Raw genomic sequence first — 14,963 nt, 5'->3', positions numbered from 1 at the left:
GCAATGCTGGGTTTCTTTCACCCATGGAGATTGGCCGCGTGTTTGTGGACGTTGCCCACTTTGTCCCAGCACTGCTGTTTGTCATTGGCGTGGTGGGGGCGTTGGGTCTGGGCAATGAGATTGGCAAAGACTTCAAACACGTACTGGGATACGGGGTAGTTAAACGAGTTTCTGAGCACTCTGGCCACACGGTAGTTCCACGGCGCGGCCAGCGGCTGACGTACGCTTCGGTGCTGATTGGGTTACTTCTTGGGTGTGTTGCCGCGGCAGTTATCCGCGCTGTGATGGATGAATGGGTGGGCTTCCTATTACTGGCAGGGCTGGCCGTTGCCCTGACGGTTCCCGTTATCAAGGTAACTCGGCTGGCGAGGATCATGTGGCTGAAGGCCAGGGAAGACCACCGCATTCACTGGGACATTGTCTCCGGCGGCGAGCATTCCGTGGGCACGGTAGTGGCCGTGACGAACGAACAATTTGTTGTGGACAACCGGGCAATGTTTCACGTTGATCTGGAATACCGGACGGGCGGTAGGTTGGAGACGACGCGGATCCGGTTCTTCGACTATCAGGTGTGGGCTCCCAGCATGGACAATGAATTCGATGTCTGGAGTGACCCGGAACGGCCCTTTGTGCAGGAACGCATTCTCATCGAGCGCCGCTACGTGGGACAGGAATTCGTCAATTTGGCTGACGAGCCGGTTGCGGGGGAGCACATCAGCGGTGACAAGGCGGCAGCGCAGGCTTTCTCAGGTGCAGATGCAGATGGGTTCTATGCGGACGGTCCCGGTTCTGGTTCTGAATCTGATTCGGGTGTCAGGGGTGAGATCTCAGTGCCCGGCATGTTTCAAAGCCCGCAGTGGATGGTGGACGAGGCGGATCCGAGTGGGCCGTCCACGCCCAGGGTAGCCCGCCGCACGCGCATACTGATCGGGATCCCACCCACCCTCATTGCCGTTTTTGCGCTGCTTGGAACGCTGCTGGTTCCGGTCATGGTGGACGATGTTCCATGGTGGACTCTGGCCGCACTCTGGCTCTACACGGGCCTGACGCTCATCAATGCAGCCGTCTATTGGCAGTTCATGCGGCGGAGCCGTTGGTTTATTCGTTCCGGAGTATCGTTCGGGGCAACGGAGGCGGCGGTCTTTGCGGGCTTCTTCGCTGCCGGATTCACCATGCTCACCACCCACAACTTGGTGATGGCGCCATTGAACCGTGAAATCCCTTGGACGGCGGCGCACGTGCTGACCTGGGCCGCCGTCATCGGGGCTTTACTCGTGTTTGAATGGGCGTTCACCAGCAACGCCTGGGCTCTGAAGCACCTCAATGCTGAGTTCCCTGCGCCTCCGGAAGCCATTCAAGAAGCTCTGACAGGCCACGACCCCGCAGGCATCGAGCAACTGGAAGCCAAGTACGGCTACCGCGCTGGCGTGTTCCTTTATACGTAGCTTGCTGGTTCCAATTCCGGGTTCGCCACTTAGTGAGCCGCCACGGCTTGATCCAGTTCTTCTGCCATCATGTCCATGTTGATAGTCATCCCGGCAAACGATCCGGCGAGGGCTGCCGCCGGAACTGTGATGCGCATATCCGTAACGTTGCCAGCCACCCACACGCCAGGCACCGCGGTAGCGCCGTTTTCGTCAGACTCAACCAGCTCGCTAAATTCGCTCACCACCGGTACCAAGCCCAACATGGGGAGGAACGGAGCCTGCGCAATCACGCGCGATTGCGCCGTCAGGGCCTGGACCGGATGGATGGTGCCGTCTGCCAGCTCCACTGACGTGACGGCGTCGTCCTCGCTGTGAATGCGGGCTACCGTGCCTTCAACGATGCGGATTCCGCGCGCGGCGAGCTGTTGGCGTTCGACGGCGGTGGGCTCGGGTGCGCTGTGCAGGAACAGTGTGATGTTGGGTGACCATTGGCGGAAGAGGAGCGCTTGGTGCACGGCTAGGGTTCCGCTGCCGATGACGCCGATGGTCTGATCGCGAATTTCCCAGCCGTGGCAGTACGGGCAGTGGGCCAGGTCCTTGCCCCAGCGTTCGGCCAGTCCGGGGATCTCTGGGAGTTTATCCACCACGCCGGTGGTGACAAGGATGCGTTTGGCGTTCAAGGTACTGCCGTCCTCGAGCGTGATGTGGAAGCCGTCATCCACTTTTGCGGCGTCAACCACGGTTCCCTCCACAACACGGACGTCGTAGGGCTCTAGATCAGCGCGGCCCAGCCGGATCAGCTCGAGGGGAGAAACGCCGTCCCGCGTGAGAAATCCGTGTACGCCCGCTGCGGTTTCGTTGCGGGGATGGCCGGCGTCGATCACGGTAACGGTGCGGCGTGAGCGGCCCAGTTGCAGAGCGGCGCTGAGTCCAGCTGCGCCGCCGCCAATGATGATTACGTCTTGCATGATGTCCGCCTTGTGCTGGGAATGATTGGTCCTTCAAGCGTGCGCTCCAGACTGCCTCTCTGGCAATCTATGTTGCTGGAATGGCAAACTGGGTCCATGAGTAACGAGACCGAAGATGTGCTGTCCGGTGTTGGTCCGCGTTTGAAGGCGTTGCGTCTGAGTAGGGGTCTGACCTTGGCGGATTTGGCGGAGACCACGGGTATTTCTGTCAGTACGCTCTCGCGTTTGGAATCCGGTCAGCGGCGGCCCAATCTTGAACTGCTGCTGCCGTTGGCTCGTGCGCATGCCGTTCCGCTGGATGAGCTGGTGGGTGCGCCGGCGACGGGAGACCCTCGGATTCACCTGCGCCCCTTCAAACGAAATGGGCAGACCTACCTGCCATTGAGTAGCGGCACTGGTGGCATGCAGGCATTCAAGTTGGTGCTGCCGGGCGGAATTTCGGTGCCCCAACCCAATCCGCAGACCCATGAAGGCTATGAGTGGATGTATGTTTTGCGGGGCCAGTTGCGGGTGGTCTTGGGAGAGCGGGATTTTGTGCTCAAGGATGGTGAGGCTGCCGAGTTTGATACCCGCACCCCGCATTGGTTTGGCCGCGCAACCACGGAGAGCGTTGAGTTCCTCGTCTTGTTCGGGCCGCAAGGCGAACGGATGCATGTCAGGGCAGCGCCGGCCAAGTAGGGAGGCCTCGGCCCCTGATACATTGGGGCCCTATTGGAGGGAGCATTCATGGCGACCATTGTTTTAGTACATGGTTTGTGGTCCGACGGTTCCAGCTGGGCACATGTCATCACCGAGCTGCGCGCCATGGGACATGAGCCCGTCGCCGCTCAGCTCGCCCTGGAATCTATGGACGACGACGTTGCCTCCGTTCGTCGCACCCTCGCCACAGTTTCGGGGCCGGTGCTGTTGGTGGGCTGGTCCTATGGGGGAGCGGTGATTGGTGAGGCTGCCCGAGGAGTCGCGGCCGTGAAAGCGCTCGCCTACGTGGCGGCCTTTGCGCCAGCCGAGGGGGAGTCCGTCAGCGGGCTCTCGCGCAAGTACTCGGGGAGCGAGATCCCCAAGTACGTGGTGGTGGCCGGCGACTATACCTACATCAACCGGTCAACGTTTGGCGAGCTACTTGCGGCCGACGCACCGGCGGAGGCGGTCGCCATTGCCGCCGCCACACAGAGGATGGTGCGGATCGGCCTAGACAGGGTGAAGGTGAATCCGCCGGCTTGGCTGGATCTGCCGTCCCACTACCTGCTCGCCACCGACGATCGCTGTGTGCCCCCGGAGTTGCAGCACGAGATGGCTGCGCGAATGGGGGCTGTGGTGACGGAGATCGACTCCAGCCATGCCCCGGTCCTGTCCCGTCCGCGCGAGGTGGCCGAATTTCTCGACGAGGCCTGCCGCGACATGTTGACAGCCAACACAGGAGGCAACTGAATGAGCCACCAGCTTGATCGTTTTATTGAAGCTCAAGATCCGATATATTGCGACGTCACTATGGAGTTGGTCGCAGGGCTCAAGATGAGCCACTGGATGTGGTTTGTATTTCCGCAAGTTAGCGAACTTGGATCCAGCCCTTGGGCAAAGCTGTATGCCATCGACTCGATGGACGAGGCCGTTGCCTATGTAGTACATCCCGTTCTTGGTGTCCGGCTCCGGGAATGTGCCTCTCTGATTCTGGGCACTCGCGATCGCAGCGCTGAAGATATTTTCGGTGTGGTGGATGCCAGGAAGCTTCAATCGTCCATGACACTCTTCCAAGCAGCCGCGCCTGAGGAGCCGCTGTTCACAGAAGTGTTGGACCGCTTCTATGCAGGAGCTCCCGACCCGAAAACGGAGAGCATTTTGGCCGGTTGGCGCTCGCAGGCCCAGCGTTCCTGAAGGGGGCCGGCCGGCGGATACTGTTGTGCCATGAAGATTTACGGTTCGAACATTCCGTTCGGCATTCCGGCGCGCACCTTTGTGATTGACGGTTCCGTGGCGCATCCGGTGCTGCCGTTTATCCAGGTGCTGGAGAAGGAGAAGTTCCGGGTCACATCGGAACCCGGACAGAACCCGATCAGGCTCCGGTACGGGTCCTTCTGGAAGGACCTTGTTGCTGACACCGAATTCTTTCCGACCTTCCTTTTGCCGGCGAAGCTGCAGCGCTGGGAATTGACCATTGACGTGCTGGTTGCCGTCGAGCTGGATGAACACGGCAACCACGCGGTGACCATCACCGGCAACGGCTTGCCGCGGCGTGGAAACGACTTCCTCTTTGATGTTGTGGCCAAGGGTGCCGATGCGTTCGCCCGATCCGGCCAGCTGCTCCACGGGACAGAGTTCTTCCAGGGCGACCCCAAAACATTGAAAAAGAAAGGCAAGGCGGCGAAGTAGTAGAACTGGGCTACAGCTTCCGCGGTCAGAGAACCCCAGCGAGACAGATCTCGGTGCGCGTTTGCTAAGCGCCGCACCACCAGCGGTATCGGACGCGTTTGTTGTCTCTCGGCTGGGACCGGAACGCTCCTCTAACTACGGCAACCTCCCGCCGTCGTCCGATTTAGCGGGGATCCTGGCCCGGGCCTAAACGGCCCGGGCATAGATCTGAGTCACCACTGCAGTGCCTAACTGATAGGTGTTTTCTGCGCCCGCCGTGAGCGCCACACGTACAACCCACCGGCCATGATCAGCACCGCCAAGGCAGCCACTCCGAACCACACATTGGATAGCCCTGCGGAGAATGCCACCACCCACGATTCCGCCTCATACTGGGCATCGATGCTCAGCATCCCGCCCATCGACGACGTCCCCTGGGTTCCCAAAAGCAGCGCACCAATCGCCACAGATAGCACCCCGGAAACCACCATCCACACGGAGTTCTCCCATGGCCCCACCCGGAAGCGGCGCGGTTTCAGCCAACCGCGCTGACCCAGACGCAGCTTGGTCCAGAACAGTGAGAGAACACCCAACGGCAGCGCCATCCCGAATGCGAAGATGGCCAGCATGATCCCGCCGTACAGCGGATTCCCGCCAGCGGCCGCCACCGCCAGCACCGAGCCAAGGATCGGCCCAGCGCACACGCCGGCCACGCCGTATACAGAACCCAGCACAAAAACAGACACCGCGGAGGTGCCGTCAGCACCGGCGCTGCGGCTCACGCCAGGAAATTGAACGCCGATGATCTGCAAGACACCAATGACAATGACAATCCCCGCAGCCACCGTAACCAACACCCCGCGGTTTTGCATCACGAGGGAACCGAGCAACCCGGCCAGCAGACCCAGCGGCACCAGCGTTGTCAGCAAACCGGCATAAAACAACGCCGTGCGCCCCAGCAACTTGGTAGGACTGGCAAAGGCGTAGGCAAAAAATGCTGGCAATAACATGACCGAACAAGGACTGAGCAGCGTCAGGATCCCGCCCAGAAAAGCACCCGTATATCCAATATCCACGGCTACTTGACCTGTGCCAGGGCTTCGTCGATGACCGAAGAGAAAATCTCCAGGGGTTGGGCGCCCGGAATCGACTGGTTATTAATGACAAATGTGGGCGTGCTGTTCAACCCCAGCGCGGTGCCCTCGTCCAAGTCCGCTTTCACCAAGGCCAACAAGTGTGGGCTCTTCAAATCCGCCGCGAACGTGGCCATGTCCGGCACCCCAACATTTTTCGCGAAGGCCATTAGCTCAGGCTCAGACAGATCGGCCTTGCCGCGCTCGGGGGCAGCCGCATAAACGGCGTCGTTGTATTCCCAAAACAACCCCTGCTCGCCAGCCGCGCGAGCCGCCACAGCCGCCGTCGCCGAGGCCTCACCCAGCACAGGAAAATCGCGCCACTCAATGCGCAACTTCCCACTATCAACGTACTTCTTGATGATCTCCGGCTGCGTCTTACGGGCATAAGCGCCACAGAACGGGCACCGGTAATCCGAATACTCGATCATCACCACGGGCGCATCCACGGCGCCCAAAGCCATCGGATCGCCATCAGTTCGGCGTTCTAGCGTGAACTCTTGTGCAGTTGGCCCCTCGGCGGCGGCTGCGGTTGAGGGATTCAGCGCGTGGCCAGCCGCATTCAGCCGGTCCTCTTGGGCGCCGGCGCCCACAAAAATAATGGTCAAGACGACGACGGCAGCATTCACCAATGCCAGGATCAAATTCCTGGTGTTTTTCATGGTCATGGGAAACTCTCTTGGAATGTGCGGGCGCAGCACCGTGGCGTACCGCATGAAAGTACGGACACCCGGGCGCGCTCTATGTATATATAAGGACACGTTCGACGCCGGACACTCACCGAGGCGCTCAATGGCCACGTTGGGTGCGGGCGCGACTTTTCCTACGTCCTTAAGATCCCAAGATCCAGATGCGTCAACGCCGCAGGGATTCTCCCCGCCCGTTGGGATGTAGTGCGCTCAGCCCCGAAACGGACTGCCGTTTGCACCCATGTACCCGCGGGGCCATGTACCCGCGGGGCAGTGGAGCAGCGCAGCCGACGATGGGGAAAGTGCGTTTGTCTCGGCCCGAGTCTTGTCCCTGCTCGGTATACATGCGAGCAGCCGCTGTGCAGCAGTTACGTCGTTAACGGCCGATGCGGCTGGGGTGGCTTGAACGGCAGCGGCTGGGCCCACTAAACCGGAAGAAGGGGAGGATTGGGCCACCGTGCAGCCTGCTACCACTAGAGCCAAGGCAATAAGAGCTACAACCACTACTCGAGCCAGGCGGGCTACAACGAAGCCTGGGGAGGGACGAAGGAGCGCGGCACTAGTGCGTTGCATGATCATCCCTTTCCTCTGGTTGTTTCTACCCCTACCTACCCGTACCTATATATACGTATATATAGGTACGGCGGTTCTACAGGCTTGCCAACCTCATGACAGCCAGCCTTTATATCAACCGGCAAGCTCGGCACATGAGGCCTCACTATACGTCAGCGGCTTCTCAACTGGAGCTCGGTGCCGGATTGGCCCTGTTGGGTAGGCGCTGAGCATGGTTCACCAGCCGCCAGCTAAGGCTGAGCGGCTGAAGGGCAAGAATTTTGCCGATTCGGGCCACTATTACGCGACATGCCCGGTAAACATTGGGGAAACAATGAGTGACACGTCGCAATTTCTGAGACGAGATCCCCGGAAACTCAACGATCTTGCTCCGGATTTGACGCCTCAAAAGTCTGAGCGTGACGTACCTCTCCCAATAAAGTGGCACGAGGCTTATTGGCATGTATACTTAGATGCAGTTGTAGTGTTGCGTTTTTTGTAGTTGAGGCGACGCCATCCTTTCGGGGAAGACGTCGCTTTTCTGGAGAAGCGGACTTACACCGTACACGGAGGCCCGAAGGTCGGGCGGAATCTCCAACTTCAGAAGGAAATAGAAATAATGGCAACAGGTACCGTCAAGTGGTTCAACGCTGAAAAGGGCTTCGGCTTCATCTCTCCCGATGACCAGTCACAGGACGTTTTCGCGCATTACTCCGCGATCAACTCCTCGGGCTACCGCTCCCTCGAAGAAAACCAGAAGGTTTCCTTCGATGTTGAGCAGGGTCCCAAGGGTCCTCAGGCAGTCAACATCCAGGCTATCTAATTCTAAAGAAAACGTGCGGGTAACCGCATATTCTTTAGGCTTAGCGGCTTGAACAAGTAAGGCTCGGGTTTATCCCGGGCCTTACTTGTGTTTAAGCCACAATCAGGTTCGCCGCTGTGCTGTTGTGGGTAGTAAGCAAGGGTTCTGGGGGAGCCGGGAACCTGTGTGTTTTAGATCAATCAGCGCCGGTCACCAGCTCATGGCCCGCCATGTGGCACCATTGAAGACGATGAATAGCACAGCGGACAAGCCCCAGCGCGACGGAATACCCATGCCGCTTTGGCTGCAGGGGGCTTTTGAAGCTGCCCAGATGTTCGTCATTTCGGCGCTCATTGTTTTTATCCCCTTGGCAGCGTCATGGTTCACGGGCGGATTCGCCGAAAAGGACGCATCAGTTGTTGCCCGGCTCGCCGGCCAGATCTGGCTTTTAGGTCACGGCGTTCCGCTGCATTTGACCATGACCAGCGGACCCAGCTCTGCATCTGTAGAGACAGGAACGTTTAGCCTGCTGCCGTTGGGCTTGGCGTTGGTCCCCTTCCTCCTCTCTTGGCGGGCCGGACGCCGCCTCGCCCGGGCTTCGTACACAGACCAACTGTGGCAGCCGCTGTTCGGCGCGGTTTGCATCTACGCCGCTGCCGGATTGGCCACTGCCTTTGTGTGCAGTTCACCCGGCGCCAGCGCGCCACTGATTGCCAGCATGCTGATACCCCTCATTCCTGCCGGAGCCGGGCTCATTATTGGCTCCCGGCTGGAAGCCGGTTCCTGGGGCCGGCTCATTGGCGTCAACGCTGCCGACTGGATTTCCCGAACCAGCCAAGACCAGCGCTGGGCAGGATCGTACGCCGTATCCGTGATCCGGTCCGGTTTCGTGGCGGCCATGGCGGCACTCTCGCTTTCAGCACTGTTGCTGACCTTCAACATCATGGGGCGTTGGGCTGACATCGTTGGGGTCTACCAGGCATTACGCCCCGGTGCCTTGGGAGGCGCCACCCTGACACTGGGCCAGCTGGCCTTCATGCCCAACCTCGCCATTTGGACGTTGGCCTGGGCTGGCGGGGATGGTTTCTCGATCGGCGTCGGTTCAACAGTTGCTCCCCTTGCCACCAGCGTGGCTCCCGTGCCGCCCATCCCGTTGCTGGCCGCACTGCCCACCGGTGATCTGTCCTGGGGGTTCGCCGCCCTGATCATTCCCATCATGGCTGGCATTCTTGCTGGCTGGTGGTTTGTTCGTGCCGGTGAAAACCACTTTGACGAATGGCTGTCGATGAAGGTTCGCCAGCGCTGGCTCTCGCTGCCCGCTTCCACGATCTTCCTTGGCGCAGTCATTGGTGCCGTGACGGCATTTCTGTGCGGGATCCTCTTCTGGATCTCACAAGGGTCAGTGGGCATTGGCCGTCTCACTGAAGTTGGTCCGGACCCACTGAGCGCGGCACTCTGGGTAGGCTTAGAAGTGGCAGTCGGAGTCATGATCGGCGCCCTAGTTGGTCCGTGGCTGGAAGGCGAAGGACCAGCATTGGCCCTGCCCCGCCGTCGTACTGATGGTCATGAAAAGAGCCGGACCGAGCACCCAGCAGGGAATGCCGAATAGGGCATGCACGCCCCTTGCCCCTAAAATTGAGGCATGCGCATAGTTGTCTTAGTTTCCGGAACCGGATCAAATCTCCAAGCCGTCATCGATGCGGTTGCCACCGGCAGTCTGCCCCTGGAGATTGCAGCGGTGGGTGCTGACAGGCCCAATACATTTGGTGTGGAGCGCTCAGCTGACGCCGGTCTTGACACCTTTGTGGTCAACTTCAAGGACTACGCGGACCGTAGCGATTGGGACGCGGCACTGCTGGAAAAGGTAGCTTCTTACAAGCCCGACTACGTGGTCTCCAGCGGATTTATGCGCATTGTGGCGCCCAGCTTCATCAACGCCTTCGAAGGGCGCTACGTCAACACCCACCCGGCTCTGCTGCCAGCATTCCCCGGCGCCCACGGTGTCCGCGACGCCATGGCCTACGGCGTGAAGGTCACCGGCTGTACCGTGCACTTTGCCGACGCAGGCGTAGACACCGGCCCCATCATCGCCCAGACACCGGTGGCCATTCTCCCCGACGACACCGAGGATTCACTCCACGAGCGCATCAAGGTGGCCGAGCGCGAACTGCTCATCAAGGTTTTGGGAGATCTGGCCCGCGCTTAGCCTGTTGTTTAAGCTCGGTTTGCTTTCTTAGGGCACGACGGCGGAGGCAAGACGAGCGTTCTTTCGGTCCAGGAACCAGGTGGAAACCTTGCCAACGAGCCACCCGAGCACCAGCGAAAACGCTATGGCGATGACCACGGCAAGCTTGTCTGAGACGCCAGGTGCGAACCGGGTCAAGATGCCAACGCCCACCGAGTACAGCGACCAAACAGTGGCAGACACCAGCGAGAAAACAGTGAAAGCCCGGAGCGGGTAGCCAGCCACGGTGGCGGCAATGTTCGAGGACAGTCGGCCCAGCGGAATGAACCGTGAGGTCAACATAAACATGAAGGGCCGCTGCCGCAGCCTGCGCGTGGCAGCATCAACCGCTCGCTGCCTCCGGGGCCCGCGGTTGGTGCCCCAGCGCGTGTGGCCAAACAGCTTGGTTCCCCAGTACGTCAGCAGGTCTCCTGCCACGGCACCAACCATCATCGCGATCACCAGCGGCACTGCAGCAGGTCCGCCGTCGAGCCCGGCAATGGCACCCAAGGCCACGAAGACCGTGGTGCTGGGGATGGGCGGAATGATGGCCGATGCCATCACAAAGCCCCCGCCCAGCACGTAGATCCAGAAGCTGTGCAGGAAGCCGGTGGTATCGGATGCGAGATCCATGAATTCTTTCGGTGGGGAAGTCGGCGCGAACGGCACCTAGTATCCCAGTCTACGGCTGGCAGGCACGCGGCCCAAGAGCAGCTGCGTCCACGTGCCCAACCCCACACACTAGTTTTTGGAACGGCCAAACGCCAGGGAGGCAACCGCGGTTGCGGCGGTAACGGTGTAGACGGCCGGCCAGGCACCCATCTTCTTGGCGAGCGGGTGGGAGGCGCCGAACGCAGCCACGTAGGTGAGGGTTAGGGCAACTGCTGTGCCGGTCCCTGCGCTCTTCTTCCAGCCCATGAACGCTGCGGCACCCGCGGCTGCCAAAACGGCGCCGCCCAGCTGACGGTTCTTCGTGGCACGGGCGGTCTGGTAACCGCCCAATAGGCCGGAGGTGGCAAGGGCTGTGGGAAGCAACGCGCTCATGATGATCCTTAAAGTTGGCAACACATTGTCACCATCAGCGTATCGCTTGAACGTGGACAAACCCTGAGCGCTATGTCGATCCGGCGTGCCCAGTGGTGCAAGCGAGGTGCCCCGCAATCGAGGTGACACTTAACGTTGATGTTTAGCGGTCAACATCAACGTCAAGTGTCACCGCGATTTCAGGAGCACGTCGTGTCGCGACTGAGGACAGCCTGCACGTCTGCGCCCGCCTAGTCCAGTGCCGCGCCCTTGGTCTCTGGTGCGGAGAACGCCATCCAGATAACCGCAAGTAGTACCAGCCCTCCTGTTAGCGCGAACGTCAAAGGTAGGCCCAGGACCGGCCAGAGCAGGGAGCCGAAGATGAGGGGCACCAGCCCGGCACCCACCCTGGAAATTGTTGAGGCCCAGCCAAAGCCGGTGGCCCGCAAATGGGTGGGGTACAGCTCCGACACGTAGGTGTACAGGACCGGAATGGCCACCTGGATGACAAAGCCAAACACCAGCAACCAAATTTGGGCGGTCACCGGGGCTTCCAGGACCAGCGCAAAGATCACCAAGGACAGCGCTGCCAGCGGCCCCGTGATGGCCAGAATCCACTTCCGGCCGATCCGCTCCACGAGCAGGGCAGCGGCGATCACCCCGAGCAGCCCAATACCTGTCATGGCCGCCGTCGCCATGAAGGCCTTGTTTTCGGCGTAGCCGGTGGAGACCAGAATGGACGGCATCCACGTCAAGGCGCCGTAGTACACCAGCAAAATGGTCAGGAACAGCGACCATGCAATGCCGGTGATGCGCCAGTTGAAGCGCCACAACCCGGCCAGTTGATCGGTGACCTTGCCCATCGAGAGCTTCGGCGCTGTGGCCGGATCGGGCAACACCCATTCACCCACGTTCGCACCGGTGCGTTTAATCAGGGAATCGATCACGGCCTTGGCCTCGGCAGGGCGCCCGGCTCGCACCAAGTAGAGCGGTGATTCCGGAACGCCAATGCGCACCCAAAACACGAGCAAGGCCGGCAGCACCATGACCAGCATCAGATAACGCCAGTTGCCGAACGACGCCATCAGCACAGCAGAGACCACACCGCATAGCGAGGCGCCAATGGGCCACCACGCGTCCATGGCGGTCAGTACGCGGCCACGGAGCTTGCGCGGGGTGAACTCACCCACCAGCGCATAATCCACCGGAATGCAGCCGCCCAAGCCAAACCCGGCCAGGAAGCGGAACACGCAAAACAGCACAATCTCATTCGAGACAGCACCCAGCACCGTGAACAAGGAGAAGATCAGCAGCGTCAGCGTAAACGCCTTTTTGCGCCCAATAATGTCAGCAATAGACCCCCACGCAAACGCGCCCACGGCCATGCCGATGAGGTTCGCCGTACCAATCCACGCTGCCTGTCCCGTGCTGAGCCCCCACTCCTTGGACAGCAGCGGAATCAGGAAGCCGTTGAGCGTTACATCCCAAGCGTCGAACATGAAACCGAGCCCGCCAATGAGGAAGATGCTGCCCTGCACACGCCACTTCCAGGGCAGTTCTTGAACAACGCGGTCGCCGGTCAGGGCGGTTGGTGGGGCACTCATGGCGCCTTCCTTGTTATTTGACACTTCTTTAGGCACTTCTTTAGGCAAAACAATAGACGACGTCGGACACAGACTTGCGCAGGGCCGTCGCGTCGTCCCCGTCCCGGCTGGGGTTCACCCGGTTAGTTAGTAACGCAATGACGATGCCCCTGTTTTTATCAACTAGGAGCGAGGTGCCTGTGAAGCCACCATGTCCGCGGGCCTGCGTACCCTCCACGCCCATCCACGGCTGCTGATTGATGCGCAGCCCCAGCCCCTGTCCAAAACCAGGCTCGGCCGGGTTGAAGTGAGCACCCAACATGAAAGGTAGATGGTCGCCCCACATGTCGCCCGCCAAGGCGGGGGAGAGGATGCCCGGCAATCCCTGCAGCAAGGCAGAGCCAAAAACACGCAGCCCATCGGCCGTGGCAAACATTCCTGCGTTTCCGCTGAGTCCACCCAACGACCACGCGGCCTCGTCATGAACAATCCCGCGCACCGTCCCACGGCCTAGTCCGGGCTGGAATTCGGTCGGTGCACAGTGCTCGATGCGAGGAGATCCTGTGATGTCATGCGTGGCTAACCGTTCCAACACCCAGTACTGCACCAGTTCCGCCCATGGTGTTCCCGTGACGTGTTCGGCCAGCGCCATCACAGTGTTGAATCCGGCGCAGGAGTAAGCGAATCGCGTGCCCGGCGCGGCTTCCAAGGGCGTTGTCAGCAGCTCCGCGAGCAGTGTTTTTCGGTCAAAGCCGCGGCCCTGTGACAAGGCGGCATGCCAGCCCCTCCACTCCGATGGCAGCCCGGAGGTGTGGGTGAGTAAGTGCCGCAGCGTGACTGCGGACTTGTCACCGCGAGCGCAAGGTCTCAGATGCCGCCCAATGGGCGCGTCCAACTCCAGGACCCCGCGGTCCACCAATGCCAGCGCCGTGACAGTGGTGAACAGCTTGGTGATCGAGGCCAAATCAAAGAAGGTATCCGGTGTACCAGCGCCAGCTGTCAAGACCGGCAGCTCACTGCCGCCCACGACGACGGCGCAGCTCACAGCAGGTGCAACCCCACTGGCCACGGCCTCATCCAGATGGCGTTGGAGTTCGCTGCGGATGTTCCTGCCCGAGGCGAGTGCGCTGACATCGCCTGAGAAGAGAGCAGCCGCGCGTGCGTCTGAGGAGGGAACGGGGGAGGGGTGAGGAACGCTCATGGGTGATATCCGTCGTCGTACTATTGCGTGCCAGCGTCAATGGCTGCCGGGAGGAAACCTGCGTTCTCAGCGAGCAGCGTAGCAGCCTGCGCTGCGGGAAGGCCTGTCATGATGGCGAGGATGGCAGCCTTGACGTGCCCGCCAGCTGCGGTGAGAGCTGCGGTGGCGGTGGAGGCGTCGCACCCGGTGACGCGCATGAGGGTACGTTCGCTGCGCGCATGGAGTTTAGCGTTGGTGGCGCGCAGGTCCACCATCACGTTTTTGTAGGTCTTGCCGAGGCGGACCATGGTGATGGTGCTGATCATGTTCAGGACCAGTTTTTGGCAGGTTCCGGACTTCAGACGGGTGGAGCCGGAGAGGAATTCAGGGCCCACCTCGATCTCCAGCGCCGTCTCCGCGGCGGCGCCAAGAAGTGAGCCGGTGTTGCAGGAGAAGCCCACGGTGTAGGCACCTTGAGCGCGGGCGGCCTTGATGGCGGCGATGACGTAAGGGGTGCGGCCGGATGCGGCCATGCCCACCACGGAATCGTTGGCGGTCAGGTCCAGGGCGGCCATATCGGCGGCTCCGGCTTCCTCGCTGTCCTCGGCGTTCTCCACGGCTTGCTTCACGGCGGCACGGCCACCAGCAATAACGCCTACTACCAGAGACGGGTCGGTGCCGAAGGTGGGTGGGCATTCGCTGGCATCCAGGATGCCCATGCGGCCGGGGGTGCCGGCGCCCACGTAGATGAGGCGACCACCGCGGGACATGCGGGCTGCAATTTCATCGATGATGGCGGCGATGGTTTCCTGCTGTTTTTCGATCGCGGCGGGGACCAGGGCGTCCTCGCTGTTCATTCCGGCGACAAGTTCCTGTGTGGACAGGGCCGCGAGATCCGGGTAGTTCGGGTTGGCAGCTTCGGTGACGAGGGTGCCGATCTCGGCGCGGACGGCGTCAATGGTGGTCTCAGTGTTCTGGGGGGTGCTCATAAGTATCTTTCTGGAAGAATGTGAGGCTGCCGGGCTCGGGTGCGTAG

At 60.9% G+C, this 14,963-nt stretch carries 16 protein-coding genes; 8 read left to right on the top strand and 8 right to left on the bottom strand.

Going from position 1 to position 14,963, the window contains the following annotated elements:
• Positions 1–23: 23 nt before the first annotated feature.
• Positions 24–1,445: a hypothetical protein gene (locus AS189_RS17315; RefSeq protein ID WP_129587328.1), complete on the top strand. Its 1,422-nt coding sequence runs from the start codon at positions 24–26 to the stop codon at positions 1,443–1,445.
• Between the two features lie 29 nt (positions 1,446–1,474).
• Here AS189_RS17315 and AS189_RS17310 read toward each other — a convergent pair whose 3' ends face one another.
• On the bottom strand, positions 1,475–2,395 hold the full coding sequence (locus tag AS189_RS17310; RefSeq protein WP_062291713.1) for an NAD(P)/FAD-dependent oxidoreductase: 921 nt from the start codon (positions 2,393–2,395) through the stop codon (positions 1,475–1,477).
• Between the two features lie 96 nt (positions 2,396–2,491).
• Here AS189_RS17310 and AS189_RS17305 point away from each other — a divergent pair, with 96 nt between their 5' ends.
• From AS189_RS17305 to AS189_RS17290, 4 genes are read left to right on the top strand one after another with little or no spacing between them, the layout of a single operon-like run.
• Positions 2,492–3,073, top strand: coding sequence for a helix-turn-helix domain-containing protein (locus tag AS189_RS17305; protein ID WP_062293983.1), 582 nt, complete (start codon positions 2,492–2,494; stop codon positions 3,071–3,073).
• A gap of 48 nt (positions 3,074–3,121) precedes the next feature.
• The gene (locus AS189_RS17300; RefSeq protein ID WP_062291710.1) at positions 3,122–3,823 is read left to right on the top strand and encodes an alpha/beta fold hydrolase; all 702 of its coding nucleotides are present in this window, start codon (positions 3,122–3,124) and stop codon (positions 3,821–3,823) included.
• Positions 3,824–4,267: a DUF1810 domain-containing protein gene (locus AS189_RS17295; protein WP_062291707.1), complete on the top strand. Its 444-nt coding sequence runs from the start codon at positions 3,824–3,826 to the stop codon at positions 4,265–4,267.
• A 30-nt stretch (positions 4,268–4,297) separates the two neighbouring features.
• Positions 4,298–4,762, top strand: a complete 465-nt coding sequence (locus tag AS189_RS17290) for a hypothetical protein (RefSeq protein ID WP_062291704.1) — start codon at positions 4,298–4,300, stop codon at positions 4,760–4,762.
• Positions 4,763–4,989: 227 nt separating this feature from the next.
• Here AS189_RS17290 and AS189_RS17285 read toward each other — a convergent pair whose 3' ends face one another.
• Positions 4,990–5,817, bottom strand: coding sequence for a cytochrome c biogenesis CcdA family protein (locus AS189_RS17285; RefSeq protein WP_062291700.1), 828 nt, complete (start codon positions 5,815–5,817; stop codon positions 4,990–4,992).
• Positions 5,818–5,819: 2 nt separating this feature from the next.
• The gene (locus AS189_RS17280) at positions 5,820–6,542 is read right to left on the bottom strand and encodes a thioredoxin domain-containing protein (RefSeq protein ID WP_062291696.1); all 723 of its coding nucleotides are present in this window, start codon (positions 6,540–6,542) and stop codon (positions 5,820–5,822) included.
• Positions 6,543–7,734: 1,192 nt separating this feature from the next.
• Here AS189_RS17280 and AS189_RS17275 point away from each other — a divergent pair.
• The 3 genes from AS189_RS17275 to purN all read left to right on the top strand — a co-directional run bounded on the left by AS189_RS17275 (position 7,735) and on the right by purN (position 10,123).
• Positions 7,735–7,938, top strand: a complete 204-nt coding sequence (locus AS189_RS17275) for a cold-shock protein (protein ID WP_038467205.1) — start codon at positions 7,735–7,737, stop codon at positions 7,936–7,938.
• 229 nt (positions 7,939–8,167) lie between these two features.
• Positions 8,168–9,526, top strand: coding sequence for a DUF6350 family protein (locus tag AS189_RS17270; RefSeq protein ID WP_062291693.1), 1,359 nt, complete (start codon positions 8,168–8,170; stop codon positions 9,524–9,526).
• 33 nt (positions 9,527–9,559) lie between these two features.
• Positions 9,560–10,123, top strand: coding sequence for a phosphoribosylglycinamide formyltransferase (gene purN / locus AS189_RS17265; RefSeq protein ID WP_062291690.1), 564 nt, complete (start codon positions 9,560–9,562; stop codon positions 10,121–10,123).
• A gap of 27 nt (positions 10,124–10,150) precedes the next feature.
• Here the strand turns inward: purN and AS189_RS17260 are convergent, their stop codons facing one another.
• The 5 genes from AS189_RS17260 to murQ all read right to left on the bottom strand — a co-directional run bounded on the left by AS189_RS17260 (position 10,151) and on the right by murQ (position 14,916).
• Entirely contained in the window at positions 10,151–10,774 is a 624-nt protein-coding gene (locus AS189_RS17260; protein ID WP_062291687.1) for a DedA family protein, read from the bottom strand.
• A gap of 108 nt (positions 10,775–10,882) precedes the next feature.
• The gene (locus AS189_RS17255) at positions 10,883–11,185 is read right to left on the bottom strand and encodes a hypothetical protein (RefSeq protein ID WP_062291684.1); all 303 of its coding nucleotides are present in this window, start codon (positions 11,183–11,185) and stop codon (positions 10,883–10,885) included.
• A gap of 230 nt (positions 11,186–11,415) precedes the next feature.
• The gene (locus AS189_RS17250) at positions 11,416–12,768 is read right to left on the bottom strand and encodes an MFS transporter (RefSeq protein ID WP_062291680.1); all 1,353 of its coding nucleotides are present in this window, start codon (positions 12,766–12,768) and stop codon (positions 11,416–11,418) included.
• Between the two features lie 40 nt (positions 12,769–12,808).
• A complete protein-coding gene (locus AS189_RS17245; protein ID WP_062291676.1) occupies positions 12,809–13,948 on the bottom strand; it encodes a serine hydrolase domain-containing protein in 1,140 nt (379 codons plus the stop codon).
• A gap of 20 nt (positions 13,949–13,968) precedes the next feature.
• On the bottom strand, positions 13,969–14,916 hold the full coding sequence (murQ, locus tag AS189_RS17240) for an N-acetylmuramic acid 6-phosphate etherase (protein ID WP_062291673.1): 948 nt from the start codon (positions 14,914–14,916) through the stop codon (positions 13,969–13,971).
• Positions 14,917–14,963 lie beyond the last annotated feature (47 nt).

The sequence above is a fragment of the Arthrobacter alpinus genome (assembly GCF_001445575.1).
Lineage (GTDB): Bacteria > Actinomycetota > Actinomycetes > Actinomycetales > Micrococcaceae > Specibacter > Specibacter alpinus_C.
Note: the sequence above shows the minus strand (reverse complement) of the source record. Positions and strands in the feature narration are given on the sequence as shown.

Bases quoted from the DNA above. Each gene is read 5' to 3' on its own strand.
- AS189_RS17300 (WP_062291710.1), top strand. From the start codon at position 3,122: ATGGCGACCATTGTTTTAGTACATGGTTTGTGGTCCGACGGTTCCAGC.
- AS189_RS17290 (WP_062291704.1), top strand. From the start codon at position 4,298: ATGAAGATTTACGGTTCGAACATTCCGTTCGGCATTCCGGCGCGCACC.
- AS189_RS17305 (WP_062293983.1), top strand. From the start codon at position 2,492: ATGAGTAACGAGACCGAAGATGTGCTGTCCGGTGTTGGTCCGCGTTTG.
- AS189_RS17245 (WP_062291676.1), bottom strand. From the start codon at position 13,948: ATGAGCGTTCCTCACCCCTCCCCCGTTCCCTCCTCAGACGCACGCGCG.
- AS189_RS17295 (WP_062291707.1), top strand. From the start codon at position 3,824: ATGAGCCACCAGCTTGATCGTTTTATTGAAGCTCAAGATCCGATATAT.
- AS189_RS17250 (WP_062291680.1), bottom strand. From the start codon at position 12,768: ATGAGTGCCCCACCAACCGCCCTGACCGGCGACCGCGTTGTTCAAGAA.
- AS189_RS17315 (WP_129587328.1), top strand. From the start codon at position 24: ATGGAGATTGGCCGCGTGTTTGTGGACGTTGCCCACTTTGTCCCAGCA.
- purN (WP_062291690.1), top strand. From the start codon at position 9,560: ATGCGCATAGTTGTCTTAGTTTCCGGAACCGGATCAAATCTCCAAGCC.
- AS189_RS17310 (WP_062291713.1), bottom strand. From the start codon at position 2,395: ATGCAAGACGTAATCATCATTGGCGGCGGCGCAGCTGGACTCAGCGCC.
- AS189_RS17255 (WP_062291684.1), bottom strand. From the start codon at position 11,185: ATGAGCGCGTTGCTTCCCACAGCCCTTGCCACCTCCGGCCTATTGGGC.
- AS189_RS17260 (WP_062291687.1), bottom strand. From the start codon at position 10,774: ATGGATCTCGCATCCGATACCACCGGCTTCCTGCACAGCTTCTGGATC.
- AS189_RS17275 (WP_038467205.1), top strand. From the start codon at position 7,735: ATGGCAACAGGTACCGTCAAGTGGTTCAACGCTGAAAAGGGCTTCGGC.
- murQ (WP_062291673.1), bottom strand. From the start codon at position 14,916: ATGAGCACCCCCCAGAACACTGAGACCACCATTGACGCCGTCCGCGCC.
- AS189_RS17270 (WP_062291693.1), top strand. From the start codon at position 8,168: ATGAATAGCACAGCGGACAAGCCCCAGCGCGACGGAATACCCATGCCG.
- AS189_RS17280 (WP_062291696.1), bottom strand. From the start codon at position 6,542: ATGACCATGAAAAACACCAGGAATTTGATCCTGGCATTGGTGAATGCT.